This window comes from Gilliamella sp. CG13 (genome assembly GCF_046635805.1).
Classification (GTDB): domain Bacteria; phylum Pseudomonadota; class Gammaproteobacteria; order Enterobacterales; family Orbaceae; genus Gilliamella; species Gilliamella apicola_I.
The window spans coordinates 271,308-287,426 of the sequence record NZ_JBIDFM010000004.1; the positions used below are offsets into that span (position 1 = coordinate 271,308).

At 34.7% G+C, this 16,119-nt stretch carries 14 protein-coding genes; 10 read left to right on the top strand and 4 right to left on the bottom strand.

All coding sequences use genetic code 11. From position 1 onward, the window contains the following. Positions 1-210: 210 nt before the first annotated feature. The 4 genes from rho to nrdG all read left to right on the top strand — a co-directional run bounded on the left by rho (position 211) and on the right by nrdG (position 6,063). Complete coding sequence (gene rho / locus ACGH6R_RS08145) at positions 211-1,473, top strand: transcription termination factor Rho (protein ID WP_025314498.1); 1,263 nt, start codon at positions 211-213, stop codon at positions 1,471-1,473. Positions 1,474-1,651: 178 nt separating this feature from the next. Then, positions 1,652-3,067, top strand: coding sequence for an NADP-dependent phosphogluconate dehydrogenase (gndA, locus tag ACGH6R_RS08150; RefSeq protein ID WP_411599371.1), 1,416 nt, complete (start codon positions 1,652-1,654; stop codon positions 3,065-3,067). A 378-nt stretch (positions 3,068-3,445) separates the two neighbouring features. Continuing rightward, positions 3,446-5,581 carry an anaerobic ribonucleoside-triphosphate reductase gene (gene nrdD, locus ACGH6R_RS08155; RefSeq protein WP_411599372.1) on the top strand — a complete coding sequence of 712 codons (2,136 nt, stop codon included), beginning with the start codon at positions 3,446-3,448 and terminating at the stop codon, positions 5,579-5,581. Positions 5,582-5,598: 17 nt separating this feature from the next. Beyond that, on the top strand, positions 5,599-6,063 hold the full coding sequence (gene nrdG, locus ACGH6R_RS08160; protein WP_267350452.1) for an anaerobic ribonucleoside-triphosphate reductase-activating protein: 465 nt from the start codon (positions 5,599-5,601) through the stop codon (positions 6,061-6,063). Positions 6,064-6,077: 14 nt separating this feature from the next. On the opposite strand, the gene can is transcribed toward nrdG, so the two are convergent. The 4 genes from can to ACGH6R_RS08180 form a co-directional block, all read right to left on the bottom strand. Then, positions 6,078-6,737 carry a carbonate dehydratase gene (can, locus tag ACGH6R_RS08165; protein ID WP_065558670.1) on the bottom strand — a complete coding sequence of 220 codons (660 nt, stop codon included), beginning with the start codon at positions 6,735-6,737 and terminating at the stop codon, positions 6,078-6,080. Between the two features lie 80 nt (positions 6,738-6,817). Beyond that, on the bottom strand, positions 6,818-7,876 hold the full coding sequence (locus ACGH6R_RS08170) for an FAD-binding protein (RefSeq protein WP_411599374.1): 1,059 nt from the start codon (positions 7,874-7,876) through the stop codon (positions 6,818-6,820). Positions 7,877-8,254: 378 nt separating this feature from the next. Continuing rightward, positions 8,255-9,295 carry a CobW family GTP-binding protein gene (locus tag ACGH6R_RS08175; protein WP_411599375.1) on the bottom strand — a complete coding sequence of 347 codons (1,041 nt, stop codon included), beginning with the start codon at positions 9,293-9,295 and terminating at the stop codon, positions 8,255-8,257. Positions 9,296-9,311: 16 nt separating this feature from the next. Beyond that, the gene (locus ACGH6R_RS08180; protein ID WP_065558673.1) at positions 9,312-9,509 is read right to left on the bottom strand and encodes a YbdD/YjiX family protein; all 198 of its coding nucleotides are present in this window, start codon (positions 9,507-9,509) and stop codon (positions 9,312-9,314) included. Between the two features lie 297 nt (positions 9,510-9,806). Here ACGH6R_RS08180 and murA point away from each other — a divergent pair, with 297 nt between their 5' ends. The 6 genes from murA (at position 9,807) to ACGH6R_RS08210 (ending at position 15,471) form a co-directional block, all read left to right on the top strand. After that, positions 9,807-11,066 carry a UDP-N-acetylglucosamine 1-carboxyvinyltransferase gene (gene murA, locus ACGH6R_RS08185; protein WP_267379844.1) on the top strand — a complete coding sequence of 420 codons (1,260 nt, stop codon included), beginning with the start codon at positions 9,807-9,809 and terminating at the stop codon, positions 11,064-11,066. A gap of 50 nt (positions 11,067-11,116) precedes the next feature. Further along, on the top strand, positions 11,117-11,692 hold the full coding sequence (locus tag ACGH6R_RS08190) for a DJ-1 family glyoxalase III (protein ID WP_411599377.1): 576 nt from the start codon (positions 11,117-11,119) through the stop codon (positions 11,690-11,692). 11 nt (positions 11,693-11,703) lie between these two features. Next, complete coding sequence (locus ACGH6R_RS08195; RefSeq protein ID WP_411599378.1) at positions 11,704-12,609, top strand: cation diffusion facilitator family transporter; 906 nt, start codon at positions 11,704-11,706, stop codon at positions 12,607-12,609. A gap of 87 nt (positions 12,610-12,696) precedes the next feature. Beyond that, positions 12,697-13,659: a 6-phosphofructokinase gene (gene pfkA / locus ACGH6R_RS08200; RefSeq protein ID WP_220216427.1), complete on the top strand. Its 963-nt coding sequence runs from the start codon at positions 12,697-12,699 to the stop codon at positions 13,657-13,659. A gap of 365 nt (positions 13,660-14,024) precedes the next feature. Further along, positions 14,025-14,279 (top strand): GNAT family N-acetyltransferase, encoded by a 255-nt coding sequence (locus ACGH6R_RS08205; RefSeq protein WP_267350462.1) that lies wholly within the window; start codon positions 14,025-14,027, stop codon positions 14,277-14,279. Positions 14,280-14,397: 118 nt separating this feature from the next. Further along, positions 14,398-15,471, top strand: a complete 1,074-nt coding sequence (locus tag ACGH6R_RS08210; RefSeq protein WP_411599380.1) for an acyltransferase family protein — start codon at positions 14,398-14,400, stop codon at positions 15,469-15,471. The last annotated feature ends 648 nt before the right edge of the window (positions 15,472-16,119 follow it).

Here is a 16,119-nt window from a genome sequence, read left to right on the forward strand (position 1 = left end):
ACGAAGACCCCTTTCTACAATTCATTGTTTTTCTTGATAAAGTGGTGAAAATTCTATATTCAGATATTAAATTATCATTAAAAGCTTCATAACAGATTGAATTTGTGTATTGTCAGAGAGAGAATTTTTTTTATAAGTAAATGAAACGAATATACAAAAATAACATTAATTGCAAACATATCAATTTTATCCTCAAGAATTTTTAAAATTATGAATTTAACTGAATTAAAAAACACATCTGTTTCCGAGCTAGTAGCGCTTGGTGAAAAAACAATGGGGCTAGAAAATCTTGCCCGTCTTAGAAAACAAGACATTATCTTTGCAATCCTTAAACAACATGCCAAAAGCGGTGAAGATATTTTTGGTGATGGTGTGCTTGAAATTTTGCAAGATGGATTCGGATTTTTACGCTCAGCTGATAGCTCTTATTTAGCTGGACCTGATGATATATATGTCTCACCAAGTCAAATTAGACGATTCAATTTAAGGACTGGTGATACCATAGCAGGTAAAATCAGACCGCCTAAGGAAGGCGAGCGTTATTTTGCTTTGTTAAAAGTGAATGAAGTCAATCACGACAAGCCTGAAGATGCCCGCAATAAAATTCTTTTCGAAAACTTAACTCCACTTCATCCTAATTCTCGTTTACGTATGGAACGTGGGAATGGATCAACTGAAGATATCACCGCCAGAGTACTTGATTTAGCTTCGCCAATTGGTAAAGGTCAACGTGGTTTAATCGTTGCTCCGCCGAAAGCGGGTAAAACAATGTTGTTGCAAAATATTGCTCAAAGTTTAGCGGTTAATCATCCTGAATGTGAACTGGTCGTATTGATGATTGATGAACGTCCAGAAGAAGTTACCGAAATGCAACGTTTAGTTAAAGGTGAAGTGGTAGCATCAACCTTTGACGAACCAGCAGCAAGACATGTTCAAGTTGCTGAAATGGTTATTGAGCGAGCAAAACGCTTAGTTGAACATAAAAAAGATGTCATTATTTTGTTAGACTCTATTACGCGTTTAGCTCGAGCTTATAACACAGTGGTTCCGTCATCGGGTAAAGTATTAACCGGTGGTGTAGATGCCAATGCGTTACATCGTCCAAAACGCTTTTTTGGTGCTGCTCGTAATGTCGAAGAGGGTGGGAGTTTAACGATTATTGCAACGGCGTTGATTGACACGGGGTCAAAAATGGACGAAGTCATTTACGAAGAGTTTAAAGGTACGGGTAATATGGAAGTGCATTTATCTCGTAAAATTGCTGAGCGTCGTGTATTCCCGGCTATTGATTTTAACCGTTCAGGTACGCGTAAAGAAGATTTAATGACTTCACCAGATGAACTACAAAAAATGTGGATCTTACGCAAGATTCTTAACCCTATGGGTGAAATCGATGCAATGGAGTTTTTAATTGATAAACTTGCCATGACTAAAACGAATGACGAGTTTTTTGAAATGATGAAACGCTCATGATTTTTAGGGTAGAGATGTTAAATCAGTAAAGTTATAAAAATGCCGTATTCTATGCTGATACGGCATTTTTTGTGGCAAATATAGCATAATTTTATTTTATAAAACTTATTTAAAGTTTTGGATGTTGTTAAAAACCTTATTAGAAAGGTTGTATAAGATTAAATAAAGGAGCCAAATCATGTCTAAACAACAAATCGGTGTTATTGGAATGGCGGTCATGGGGCGTAACCTTGCGCTCAATATTGAAAGTCGTGGGTTTTCTGTTGCTATTTACAACCGTTCTAAAGATAAAACAGAGCAAGTTGTCGCTGAGCATTCCGATAAACAATTGGTTCCTTACTTTACGATTGAAGATTTTGTTAATTCTTTGGAAAAACCACGTCGTATATTAATTATGGTTCAAGCTGGTAAAGGAACTGATGCGGTGATTGATGAGTTACGTCCTTTACTCGATAAAGGCGATATAATCATTGATGGTGGTAATGCTTATTTTGAAGATACGATTCGCCGTAATAAAACACTCTTTGAAGAAGGATTTAACTTTATTGGTGCAGGTGTTTCCGGTGGTGAAGAAGGTGCACTAAAAGGCCCTTCGATTATGCCAGGCGGTCAAAAAGAAGCATACGAATTAGTTGCCCCAATCTTGGAAAAAATTGCCGCTAAAGTAAATGGCGAGCCTTGTGTCACCTATATCGGACCAGATGGGGCAGGTCATTACGTCAAAATGGCTCATAACGGTATTGAATATGGCGACATGCAATTAATTGCTGAAAGTTATTCTTTATTAAAACACGCAGTAGGTTTAAATAATGACGAGCTTGCTCAAGTTTTTACTGAATGGAACAAAGGTGAATTAGATAGTTATCTCATCGAAATTACGGCTGATATCTTTAAACATAAAGATAAAGACGGTAATTATTTAGTGGATGTGATTCTTGATGCAGCGGGTAATAAAGGAACGGGTAAATGGACTAGTCAAAGTGCTTTAGATTTAGGTGAACCCTTATCATTAATTACTGAGTCAGTATTTGCACGCTACCTTTCAGCAATTAAAGAGCAACGTGTTGTGGCATCTAAAGTTTTAAGCGGACCGAAGCAGGTTGCTTATTCGGGAGATAAACAAGCGTTAATTGAAAAAATCCGTAAAGCACTTTATATGGGTAAAATTATCTCTTATGCTCAAGGTTTCGCTCAATTAAAAGCCGCTTCTCATCAATATCAATGGAACTTGAATTATGGTGAAATTGCGAAAATCTTTAGAGCAGGTTGTATTATTCGTGCTCAGTTCTTACAAAAAATCACTGATGCCTATGCGGCGAATAACGAAATTGATAATTTATTACTCGCTCCATACTTCACGCAAACCGTCGAAGCTTACCAACAATCACTGCGTGATGTTGTGTCTTTAGCTATACAACAAGGTATTGCTGTACCGACATTATCTGCCGCTATTGCATATTATGATAGCTATCGTTCAGCGGTATTACCGGCTAATCTCATTCAAGCACAACGTGATTATTTTGGTGCTCATACTTATAAGCGTATCGACAAAGAAGGTGTTTTCCACACTGATTGGTTGAATAATGAGTCATAAAATATAAAAAATCACTCCAGTTTGACAAAATAAAGTGCAAGTGAGTCTTGCACTTTTTCTTTGCGCTTGAAATTTCTTTGCAAAACAACCTTTCTTATCTTTAGGCTTTACATATCAAAAGACTTGTCGTACTTGGCTTGAAGCGTGTCAAGTAATTTAATTTAGTAAATTATCTAGAAAAACACAATATATGGTGTATAATCTCAATATATCTACTATATATAGTATTATTTAAGCTATGTGAAAATCTCTGTCTATCTCAAAAAACACTTAATATTCTTACGAGAAACGAATAATTCTTAATAATTACAATGAATATTAATATGTGAACTAAACCTTGCCCCAGCGCTAATTATTAATGAATATTGAGGAGTATATATGCCTGTAGTTATCAAACGCGATGGTTGTCAAACTGCATTCAATGAGACTCGAATTAAAGATGCTATAGTTAAAGCTGCGGTTGCAGCGAATGTTAATGACCCGGATTATTGTGCTGACGTTGCTCGTATGGTGACCAACCAGATGAGCGAACGCGAAAGCGTTGATATCAACGAAATTCAAAATGCTGTTGAAAATCAATTAATGTCAGGTCCTTATAAAAAATTAGCGAGAACTTATATCGAATATCGTCACGACCGTGATCGTGCTCGGGAAGAACGTAGTCGTTTAAATCAAGATATTCGTGGGCTAATTGAACAAAGTAATGTGGCTATTTTGAACGAAAATGCCAATAAAGATAGTAAAGTGATTCCAACTCAGCGTGATTTACTGGCAGGCATTGTGGCAAAGCATTATGCCAAACAGTATTTGTTACCAAAAGATGTTTCTCGTGCTCATGATATTGGTGAAATCCATTATCATGATTTAGATTATGCGCCTTTCTTTCCAATGTTTAACTGCATGTTAATTGATTTAGATGGAATGTTAACCAATGGTTTTAAAATGGGTAACGCTGAAATTGAACCACCAAAATCTATTGCAACTGCAACTGCGGTCACCGCACAAATAATTGCTCAAGTTGCAAGTCATATCTATGGTGGAACAACAATCAATCGCATTGATGAAATATTAGCGAAATTTGTAACCATCAGTTATCAAAAACATAAACAGATTGCTGAAGAATGGCATATTCCTAATCCTGAAGCTTATGCAGAAAGTCGAACACAAAAAGAGTGTTATGATGCGTTTCAATCGCTTGAATATGAAGTCAACACCTTACACACCGCTAATGGTCAAACCCCTTTTGTAACGTTTGGCTTTGGTTTAGGTACCAGTTGGGAATCACGTTTAATTCAAGAATCCATTTTAAAAGTACGAATTAAAGGTTTAGGTAAAAATCACAAAACCGCTGTTTTCCCTAAACTTGTTTTTGCTATTAAAGATGGCATTAATCGTCAGCCTGAAGACAAAAATTACGATATTAAACAACTTGCATTAGAGTGTGCAAGTAAACGCATGTACCCTGATATTTTAAACTACGATAAAGTTGTTGAAGTGACTGGTTCATTCAAAACACCTATGGGATGTCGAAGCTTTTTAGGGGTTTATGAAGAAGACGGTGAACAACTTCATGACGGACGTAATAATTTAGGAGTGATTAGTTTAAACTTGCCACGTATTGCCATTGAAGCAAAAGGTAATGAAGCAAGCTTTTGGGAACTTTTAGATAAGCGTTTAACGCTTTGTAAAAAAGCCCTGATGACACGTATTGCCCGTCTGGATGGTGTTAAAGCACGTGTTGCGCCAATTTTATATATGGAAGGGGCATGTGGCGTAAGGCTAAAAGAAGACGATAGTGTATCTGAAATTTTCAAAAATGGTCGAGCTTCAATTTCGCTTGGTTATATTGGACTTCATGAAACTTTAAATGCGTTATATGGCAATCAAACACATCCTTTTGATAGCGAAATTTTACGAGAAAAAGGCGTAGCTATTGTTGAACATTTACGTAAAGCGGTTGAGCAATGGAAAGAGGAAACTGGTTACGGATTTAGTTTGTACAGTACACCAAGTGAAAACTTATGTGACCGTTTTTGCCGTCTTGATACAGCTGAATTTGGTGTTATACCAGGAGTGACAGATAAAGGTTACTATACCAATAGTTTCCATTTAGACGTTGAAAAAAAGGTCAATCCGTACGAAAAAATTGAGTTTGAAAAAGCATATCCTGCGGTGGCAAATGGTGGGTTTATCTGTTACGGTGAATATCCAAATATGATTAACAATGTTAAAGCGTTAGAAGATGTTTGGGATTATAGCTATTCTCGAGTACCTTACTATGGTACTAATACGCCTATTGATGAATGCTATGAATGTGGTTATACCGGTGAATTTTCATGTACCAGCAAAGGGTTTGTTTGCCCAAGTTGTGGTAATCATGATTCGGCTAAAGTCTCAGTAACTCGCCGTGTTTGTGGGTATTTAGGTAGTCCCGATGCACGTCCATTCAATGCAGGTAAACAAGAAGAAGTTAAACGTCGTGTTAAACATTTGGATAATGGGCAAATTGGTTAAAAAATTATTACCTATTTATGAACTATCATCGTTACTATCCTGTTGATGTTGTAAATGGTGAAGGTACTCGATGTACGCTTTTTGTTGCTGGCTGCGTTCATCAATGTCGTGGCTGCTACAATAAAAGTACATGGTCATTAGATTCGGGTTTACCATTTACACAGTCAATAGAAGATCAAATCATCAAAGATTTACAAGATACAGAAATAAAACGTCAAGGATTATCGCTTTCTGGCGGTGATCCTTTGCATCCTCAAAATGTGCCTACAATTTTAAAATTGGTCAAACGTGTAAAAACAGAATGTGATAACAAAGATATTTGGCTTTGGACAGGCTATAAACTTGATGAGTTAACACCCGAACAACAGGCTGTTATCCCGTATATTGATGTCTTAATTGATGGCAAATTTGTTCAAGAACAAGCCGATCCAAAGTTATTATGGCGAGGGAGCAGTAATCAAATTATCTACCGCTTCAAATAAATTTTAGCCAATAATTATTGATCTTTGTGTAAATTTAAAAGATAAGAAATCGCTTCCCGATAATTAATCTCAAGATTTTCGCTACTTGATGAAGTAATATGCAAATCGGTAATCTTACCATTATCAATGCCATACACCCAACCATGCAAATTGACTTTTTGACCGCGTTGCCATGCTGACTGAATAATGGTTGAATGACCTAAATTATAAACCTGTTCAATAACATTTAATTCGCATAATATATCCATGCGAAGTTCTGGCGCAAATTTACCAAGTAGTGAACTATTTCGAAACCATAGGTCACGAATATGTAACAACCAATTATTGATTAAACCGAGATCTGGATTTTCGACTGCAGCTCGAATGCCCCCACAGTCTAAATGACCACAAACGATAATATCTTCAATTTTTAGCACATCAACAGCATATTGCACGACCGATAAACAGTTAAGATCTGTGTGGATTACTTGATTACCGACATTTCTATGGACAAACATCTCTCCTGGTTTGAGTTTGATCAGTTTTTCTGCTGGAACACGGCTATCCGAACAGCCGATCCATAAAAATTTAGGGTTTTGTTTAACTGCAAGTTGTTTAAAAAATTCAGGGTCTTCCTGCTCAATCTTTTCTGACCATTCGTGATTAAAACGAATTAAATCGTTTACGTCAAACATAATAATTATTTCCTAATTTATTTCATCGATATGATTAAACTAATTTATTATTTAATTAACAGTATGCAGTCTAATATAATTTATTCCATATTTATATGCTGAATTTTACTTTTCATGATTAATTTACGCCAAAAAGGGGTAGTTAATATTTTGGCTTTGACTATTTTACTGTATAGCTTTAATCGTAACGGCAAAGTTTTAAAATAATATCGTTTATTTGGATCGGGATCAGTGCTATTTAAGATCTTACTTAAAATCTCGGCGCTATCAAGCGCATAACTAATGCCCTCTAAAGAACTGGCACTAATAAATCCTGCTGCTTCACCGATTAAAAAAATGTTCTCGTTTCCTGTATAAAAATCACGAAAGCGGTTTGGATAAATCACTAAGCATTTTTCTGTCTTATGGGGTTCTCCGAAAATAAATCCTTGCTGAGTTAATTTTTTTTTCAGATTTTCAAAATGTTGATTGGCTGTTTTTTTAGGAAATGCGCCACCAAAAATAAATGACCCGTCTTTTGAAATGCTCCAAGCATAACAATTGGTTGATTGATTATCAAAAATACAAGAATAAAAAGGATGGGGATGCTTTTCTGCAAACCATTGTTGTATAGCAACATACTGTCTTATTGAATGGGAAGGATAGCGCATTCGTCTGACTAGTGAATTTGCGCCATCTGCGCCAACAACATAACGAGTTGTGATTTTTTGCTCTATGTTATTTTCATCAATATAAGTAATTTGATAACCTTCTATAATACGCATTATTTCTTTGCATAATGTATTGTGATGCACTTCAACAGAGGGTGGAATCAGTGATTTCAACCATAAATCGAATTTATGCCGATCGAAACTAACATAAGTACGTTGATAATTACGAATAAGATTAGTCTGTAGATCATAAGTTTTTACGCTGAAAATTTGCGGATCAGACAAAATATCAGTAGGCAAATTCAGTTTTTGCCGAATAAATGATTTTTGTGCATCATTAGCGAGTAATCCACCACAAGGTTTATGAAAACCTGTATCACCGGATTGATGTTTTTTATCAAATGCAATAATTTTAAATGATGGGCTAAGTAAACGTGCTAAGGTACTGCCTGCAGGTCCAAGACCTACAATTGCGATATCATAATCCATACTATTAAGTCAGTTATCCTATAAATAATAAATTGGGTCTATGTTATCATATTTGGATTTAATATTACTATTATGTATGCGGTTTAGGATATGTGATTTGTCTTCAAATGATCGGTAAATAGACCTTTTTGTAAAAAAGCTAGTTCAGTTCAGCTAATCTAAAAATTTATGTTGAAAGCAAGTTATATTTTTTTGCTTTGATTAGAGGGAACAAATGAATTAAAAAAGTCTCCGATTAATTGAAAAAATGGATTTTTATTACATAAAAGTCAATAAAATTTAACCGTTATTAAATGGCAATACAGAAGAGTGAATACCATATAATTTTTTAATAACGGAATAAATTGATATAATAACCTATTGAATGCAAGTTAACGATTATATTTCCATGGTTTTTAAAAATGCCTGATTCAACTCGTCAAAAGGTAAGGGGCGACTGATAACGATTAACTTCGACACTTTCTCTTGTTCATTTTGCCAAGGCGAACCATAATCAAATCCGACTACTTTATGAACGCCTTGCACTATTAAACGTTGAGCATTCCCTTTGATAGCCAATACACCTTTATAACGCAACATGTCATTACCATATTGCTCAACAAGTTGTTCCATAAATGAACCTATCTTTTTTAAATTAAGTTGTTTTGCTTCGAAAAGATAGGAACAGATTTCATCATTTTTAAGTGAATGAGATTTTTTTAACGGAATGAGTTTAAAGCCTGATTGGTGTTTTGGGCTTGTGTCAATGACAAACAAGCCTCGATTAATGGTGAGTTCATCACTCAAATCGAATGCGTGAATATCTAGCCATGCTGATTTTGGAAGTTGACCATTAACCGCTTCAATTATCATTGCCTTATGATTAATATGGTGAAGTCGGTTTATAACGTGATTTTTTTGTTCTTCATCAACACAATCTGTTTTTGTTAAAATAATGCGATCTGCAAAACCGATCTGTGAAAGGGCGACTCGATGCTCATCAAGATGTGTTAGTATGTGTTTAGCATCGACTAAAGTGACTATTGCATCTAATTGAATCGTTTCCCGAATCAATTCATCAATAAAAAATGTTTGTATGATTGGCGCAGGATCAGCAAGGCCTGTCGTTTCAATAATAATACGATCGAACTGTAATTCACCTGCGATGCGTTTAGCGTGCAGTTGATGTAGTGCCTCAGTTAGTTCGCCTTGAATGGTACAACAAATACAACCATTAGTAATTTCGACAATTTGAATATCCGTGCTGACATTAAGCAAATTACTGTCAATATTTACCGGTCCGTATTCATTTTCGATAATAATTGTTTTTTCGTTGCGGTTATTTTCTAATAAATAATTAATTAGTGTTGTTTTTCCTGCACCAAGAAAACCTGTTAATATCGTGACAGGAAGTAAAGAAGAATTAATTTGCTCAGTCATGACATATTCTTAATTGTTAACAACATTTAAACCCACCTTTGCCTGAATAACGTGCTTCTTGGCGCTCTTTAAAAAACTCTTCATAAGTCATTGGCGTTTGTTCTGGATGGGTCAACTTCATATGTTGAACATAAGTATCATAATCGGGAATACCAACCATTAACTTAGCGGCTTGTCCAAGGTACTTACCAGCTTTTGCGAGTGAATCAAACATGTGTTTTCTCTTAAATAAAATTGTTTTTTGTTAAGTAATAATATCACGCTAAACATGACAAATTTAATGGTGATTACTCTAAATAACAGTACTTAACTATAAGGTGCTTGTTTATTTGAGTCAATCATTGTTTAGCAGGGATTTTATCAATTCATAAACAATATGGGAAAGTTTTTAACAAATCCCTTTTGAAAATAATGATAAGGTTGGTTTTTTTGGATATCTTATAAAATTCATTTATCTATTAGCAAATAACTTTTATAATATTTGCCAATTTATCAAACATAAGAGTTAACAATGGAAAAGTTTCACGTTACAGGTCCAACCTCACTTAATGGCGAAGTCGTTATTTCTGGCGCTAAAAATGCAGCGCTTCCAATTTTATTTGCAGCGATTTTAGCTGAAAAACCAGTTGAACTTCAAAATGTGCCTAAATTGAAAGATATTGATACGACTTTAGAATTATTAAGTCAGTTAGGTGTCAAATGTCAACGTAATGGTTCGATTCATCTTGATGCGCGTCATCTCGATAACTATTGTGCTCCTTATGAACTTGTTAAAACAATGCGTGCATCAATTTGGGCTTTAGGACCGTTGGTTGCGCGCTTTGGACAAGGGCAAGTTTCGTTACCGGGTGGTTGTGCTATTGGCGCCAGACCTGTTGATTTACATATCACTGGCCTACAACAATTAGGCGCAACAATTACCTTAGATGAGGGCTACGTTAAGGCTTCGGTTGAAGGACGATTAAAAGGTGCTCATATTGTAATGGATAAAGTAAGTGTTGGTGCTACCGTCACTATTATGTCTGCTGCCACCTTAGCAGAGGGTAAAACGATTATTGAAAATGCAGCTTGTGAACCAGAAATAGTTGATACAGCCAAATTTTTAAATATGTTAGGGGCAAAAATTACGGGTGCAGGAACTGTTCGTATCGAGATTGAAGGTGTTGAGCGTTTAGGCGGTGGCGTACACGAGATTGTTTCAGACCGAATTGAAACTGGTACTTTCCTTGTTGCAGCGGCAATATCCAAAGGTAAAATTACATGTCGTAAAACCGATCCAACGCTACTTGATGCCGTCATTGCTAAGTTGAAAGAAGCTGGTGCAAAAATTGAAACCGGCAAAGATTGGATATGTTTGGATATGGAAGGTAAACGTGCTAAGGCGGTCAATATACATACCGCACCACATCCTGGCTTTCCAACAGATATGCAAGCTCAATTTTCTCTATTAAATATGGTTGCACAAGGAACGGGAATTATTAAAGAAACGATTTTCGAAAATCGATTTATGCATGTACCTGAGCTTGTGCGTATGGGTGCCAGAGCTGAAATTGAAGGTAATACATTAATTACGCACGGTGTTGAAAAACTAAGTGGAACGCAAGTCATGGCAACTGATTTACGCGCTTCAGCAAGTTTAGTTCTTGCGGGCTGTATCGCTGAAGGTTCAACTATTGTTGATCGTATTTACCATATCGACCGTGGTTATGATAATATAGAAGATAAATTGAGAAAATTAGGCGCTAAAATTGAAAGGATTAAAGTAAATTAATCCTATCAAGTCTTTGTGATAACGGTTGATATGTTAAAAGGAGAACAATAATGACTAAACAAGCATTAGTATTCTTATCTGAAGGTTGTGAAGAAACTGAGGCCGTTACCACTATTGACTTATTGACCCGTGCAGGTATAAAAGTTATTACTGCAAGTATTTCTCATTCACGTGAAGTTGCGTGTTCTCGTGGGGTAACTATCCTTGCACAAAAAGTATTTTCCGAAATTAAACACACTGATTTTGATGTGGTTATCTTGCCGGGTGGTTTAAAAGGTGCGGAAAATTTTCGTGATTGTCCTGAATTAATCGAAAAATTAAAACAAACACATCAATCAGGTAATATTGTTGCGGCCATTTGTGCATCTCCTGCAATGGTTTTACAATATCATCATTTATTCCCTCATGCTTATATGACTGGTTATCCAACAACTAAAGATGCATTTAAACATTGGAAAGCCGAAAGAGTATACTTTGACGAACAATATAAAATCATTACTAGCCAAGGTCCTGCGACTTCAATTGATTTTGCTTTAAAAATTATTGATGCTTTATTAGGTAAAAAGAAAGCGGCTGAAGTTGCTGAACAGTTAGTACTACCATTAGGAATTGAATCCTATCAATAAATAGGTATCAAATGTCAAATTCACATTTGTACGAAAAATTAGTTAAAAAAGCGACATTAAGTGCCGTCTTAATTTCTATTTTTTTAATTACTATCAAATTAATTACGTGTTGGTTTACGGGGTCAATTAGTTTATTTGCTTCACTGCTTGATTCAAGTATAGATTTAATCGCATCCGGTCTAAATTTCTTTCTTGTGAGATATGCATTAAAACCTGCTGATGATGATCATACTTTTGGTCATGGTAAAGCAGAATCACTTGCTGCTTTAGCACAAAGTACGTTTATTATTGGATCAGCGACAATTTTGCTTCTTTCCAGCATTAAATCAATCGTTCATCCTACAGCACTTGAGGTTCCATTATTTGGTATCATAGTGTCTGTCATTTCGACAGTCATTACTTGTGTCTTAGTGTTATATCAACGATATGTGATAAAAATTACGCAAAGCAAAGCAGTGAAAGCAGACATGCTACATTACTCTTCGGATATGTTTATGAATGTCGCAGTAGTAATCGCACTCTGTTTAAGTTGGTATGGCATTACTTATGCAGATGCTGTATTTGCTTTTTTTATCGCTTTATTCATTTGCTATAATGCTTATCATATTGCCTACAACGCTATTCAAGATCTGCTTGATCGCGCATTGCCTGATAGTGACAACCAAAAAATAGCAGAAATTGTGGCATCATTTCCACAAGTACATGGTTTTCATGATTTAAAAACCAGACAAGCTGGACCTGTAAAATTTATTCAATTACACATTGAACTTGATGATAACATGCCATTAGTAAAAGCGCATGCCATAACCGATGCGGTTGAAAAACATCTTGCTAATGAATTTGCGCCTGCCACAGTCATTATTCATCAAGATCCTATATCGGTTGTTCCTGCTGAAAAAATGAGTGATAAATTATAACCAAAAATAGCTTTTATATTCTATTGTTAGATATCTGTTAAAACTCTATAATAGTTAAAAGTTAATTATTATTTGGAGTTATGTTGTATGATAAAAAAAATTGGTATCTTAACCAGTGGTGGTGATGCACCAGGGATGAATGCTGCGATTCGTGGTGTGGTTAGAACGGCATTAACGGAAGGATTGGATGTTTTTGGTATTCATGATGGTTATTTAGGGCTTTGTGAAGATCGAATTACTCAATTAGATCGTGCTAGTGTGTCAGATATTATTACACGAGGCGGTACATTTTTAGGTTCAGCGAGATTTCCTGAATTTAAAGATAAAGAGGTGAGAAAAAAAGCAATAGCGAATCTGCAAAAACACCAAATCGATGCATTAGTAGTCATTGGCGGTGACGGTTCTTATATGGGAGCAATGCGATTAACTGAAGAAGGATTCCCTTGTATTGGTTTACCCGGCACAATTGATAATGACATTCGTGGCACGGATTATACAATTGGCTATTTTACTGCACTTAGCACCGCCGTCGAAGCTATCGATAGATTGCGTGATACTTGTTCTTCTCATCATCGTATTTCAGTGATTGAGATTATGGGACGTGATTGTGGTGATTTAACTTTAAATGCAGCTGTGGCTGGCGGTTGTGAATTCATGATTATCCCTGAAGTTTCTTATACTAAAGAAGACTTAATTGAAGAAATTAAACTCGGTTTTGCTAAGGGTAAAAAACATGCTATTGTAACTGTTACTGAGCATATGTGTGATGTTAATCAGCTTGCAGCTGATATTGAAGCTGCTGTACATCATGAAACTCGAGCTACTGTGCTTGGTCATGTTCAACGAGGTGGTTCACCGGTTCCTTACGATCGTATTTTAGGTTCTCGTATGGGGGCTTTCGCTGTCGAGTTGTTGCTACAAGGTCATGCTGGACGCTGTGTAGGTGTACAAAATGGTAAATTAGTTCATCACGACATCATAGAAGCAATTAATACAATGAAACGTCCGTTTGATATGGAATTATATAATGTTGCTAAACGTCTATTTTAGAATGTACAGTAATCTTTAAAAATATCAACAAATGGTAAATCAAATGAAGGTGAATAATTGAATATAATGGGAATATTACGTTTATATCAAAAGTTCACCTATGAAATATAAAATGATGTGTTAATGGATCATGTTAATACCGTTCTACTTTTTAAATTTATGAGATTAAAAAATTCAATATAACTTCTACAAAGTTAATATTATCCATAAATAATCGATAAAAATCATGTTAACGAAGGGGCGTTAACTCCAAAAAGAATAACTGCAAAATATAAATAAAATTCCTTAATATAAATAAGTTGGTAACATCATAAACAAATAATTTTACACTCTATACTTATTATCCCAAATGTAAGGAGAAGCGTATGTCACTTATCTATAAAGAAGACCCAGAAAGATTTTATATTCTTGATAATGATAAAGAAATAGCAGAAATGACATTTTCTCGTATTGGTCAAGACAAAGCGACAATTAATCACACTTTTGTGGATTCAAGTTATCGTGGTCATGGTTTGGCTGATAAATTACTCGATCTTACTGTCAAAAAATTAACTGAAGAACATCGAGAAATCATTCCTATCTGTTCGTTTGCTGCAAAGAAATTAAATAGAGAACATTAATACAATCTAACATTTCTTTGATAACTGTTTATCTTCGTTTTTATAAATACTTATTATTGTCGTTTAATTATATGATACAGTATAGAGAATTATATATTTTCTATCATTACTATTAAAAATGACAACTGTAAAAGCTCAAAAAATTCACTCCATCCACGTATTACGTGGCGTTGCAATTATGATGATTGTCTTCAGTCATTGCTTAGGTGTATTTATCAATAATAAAACCTTAATTGAAAATAGTTATCTTTACTCGTTTTTAAATTTATTTGCGTTTAATTTCACAACTTTTTTTGTGTTAATTGCAGGATTTCTGTTTCAACATTTAACTTACAAATATAATACAAAAACATATTATTTATCCAAATTTAAAACGGTTGTCTGTCCTTATATCTCTGTATCTATATTTTGTTTTCTTTTTTTTCATTATCAACAATTATCACAATTGCCGTTTTTTTCTGTTACGCAAACGAGTGTTATGAGTCAGATTTCTATCATGATGCTAACCGGTTCGCAGTTATTACCGCTCTGGTTCATCCCAATGATTATCATTATTTATATCATGGCGCCTCTGTTTTATAAGTTATCACAAAAGAATTTGATTGTTGCCGGTCTGATATGTATGTTTTGGGTTGTTATGTTCACAAAACCTGACTTTACTAAACCCCTACTAAATTTATTACATTATGGTCCTGTCTATTTAATCGGAATGATGACTAGACAACATTATGAAATAATCATCAAAGCAATTAAAAATAACTTATATCTGATTATGGCTTTTTTAGGGTTGTGCTTTTTTGTCACTTTTGTTGGGCGTTATGTTGATAATCTTGGTGTCGAAAAACTTTGGCTTGATACGTTGCAAAAAATTATCCTATTTATGTTAGCACTCTATTTTTTAGATAGATTGAATCATAAAACGAATGACGGGATGGTTTATAAATTTTTCTCATTTATGGCTAATATAAGTTTTCCAATTTATTTTATTCATCAAATAATCATTATTGAGCTTTTAAAATTAATTCAAGTTTCACAACTGGGCAGTATTCTTAAAACAGAAAATGGTGAATTAGCTGCAATTGTTGCAGTTTGTTTATTAATATTCACATTGGCGTTCAGTGTGCTGGTTGCTTGTATAATAAAATTTATATTAAAAGATAAATCAGTTTATGTCATAGGTAGTATTCGCTAACGTTAACTTTAATTAAGCTTGCATACAAAAATTATGGGTATAAAAAAATAAAAATGATTACCACAACAGTTTTTTTAAATAATAAGCATTAAGTAAAGTAATTATTGTTGCTATGGTAAGATGAATGAATAGAAATGTAATGATAATTATCTAGCAAATTGTTTTTGCAAGACCTTATCAGTTTGGTTTGTTTTATGTCAAAAATTTATCGTTAATAGCTTTGAATAAATATGAAACAAACGCACAAAAATTTGAAATAATTGCTTGCATGATTTTTTTAAGGCTCTATAATGCGCATCCACTGACACGGCGTCAGCGAAAGCAGGCGGTAAAAGAGGTTAGTGAGCAGGATCAAAAATTTTGAAAAAAGATCTTGACGAATAAAAAGGTGTAGCGTAGTATACGCAGCCCTTGAGACAGTAAAAGCGAAAGCAAAAAAATACTGTCAGCTCTTTAAAAAAAAGAAACAGACAATCTGTGTGGGCACTTGCGAGACGAAAGAATAAAGTCTACGGACTCAAAAATTAAGTCTTGATAAGTGACACTGAAGATTCATTTGAATATGTCAGAGACAGTTATTGAGCATCAAACTTTAAATTGAAGAGTTTGATCATGGCTCAGATTGAACGCTGGCGGCAGGCTTAACAC

Excerpts from the sequence above, each read along its gene's own strand:
- ACGH6R_RS08190 (WP_411599377.1), top strand. The coding sequence starts at position 11,117 with ATGACTAAACAAGCATTAGTATTCTTATCTGAAGGTTGTGAAGAAACT.
- ACGH6R_RS08195 (WP_411599378.1), top strand. The coding sequence starts at position 11,704 with ATGTCAAATTCACATTTGTACGAAAAATTAGTTAAAAAAGCGACATTA.
- pfkA (WP_220216427.1), top strand. The coding sequence starts at position 12,697 with ATGATAAAAAAAATTGGTATCTTAACCAGTGGTGGTGATGCACCAGGG.
- ACGH6R_RS08210 (WP_411599380.1), top strand. The coding sequence starts at position 14,398 with ATGACAACTGTAAAAGCTCAAAAAATTCACTCCATCCACGTATTACGT.
- rho (WP_025314498.1), top strand. The coding sequence starts at position 211 with ATGAATTTAACTGAATTAAAAAACACATCTGTTTCCGAGCTAGTAGCG.
- nrdD (WP_411599372.1), top strand. The coding sequence starts at position 3,446 with ATGCCTGTAGTTATCAAACGCGATGGTTGTCAAACTGCATTCAATGAG.
- murA (WP_267379844.1), top strand. The coding sequence starts at position 9,807 with ATGGAAAAGTTTCACGTTACAGGTCCAACCTCACTTAATGGCGAAGTC.
- ACGH6R_RS08175 (WP_411599375.1), bottom strand. The coding sequence starts at position 9,295 with ATGACTGAGCAAATTAATTCTTCTTTACTTCCTGTCACGATATTAACA.
- ACGH6R_RS08170 (WP_411599374.1), bottom strand. The coding sequence starts at position 7,876 with ATGGATTATGATATCGCAATTGTAGGTCTTGGACCTGCAGGCAGTACC.
- ACGH6R_RS08180 (WP_065558673.1), bottom strand. The coding sequence starts at position 9,509 with ATGTTTGATTCACTCGCAAAAGCTGGTAAGTACCTTGGACAAGCCGCT.
- nrdG (WP_267350452.1), top strand. The coding sequence starts at position 5,599 with ATGAACTATCATCGTTACTATCCTGTTGATGTTGTAAATGGTGAAGGT.
- ACGH6R_RS08205 (WP_267350462.1), top strand. The coding sequence starts at position 14,025 with ATGTCACTTATCTATAAAGAAGACCCAGAAAGATTTTATATTCTTGAT.
- can (WP_065558670.1), bottom strand. The coding sequence starts at position 6,737 with ATGTTTGACGTAAACGATTTAATTCGTTTTAATCACGAATGGTCAGAA.
- gndA (WP_411599371.1), top strand. The coding sequence starts at position 1,652 with ATGTCTAAACAACAAATCGGTGTTATTGGAATGGCGGTCATGGGGCGT.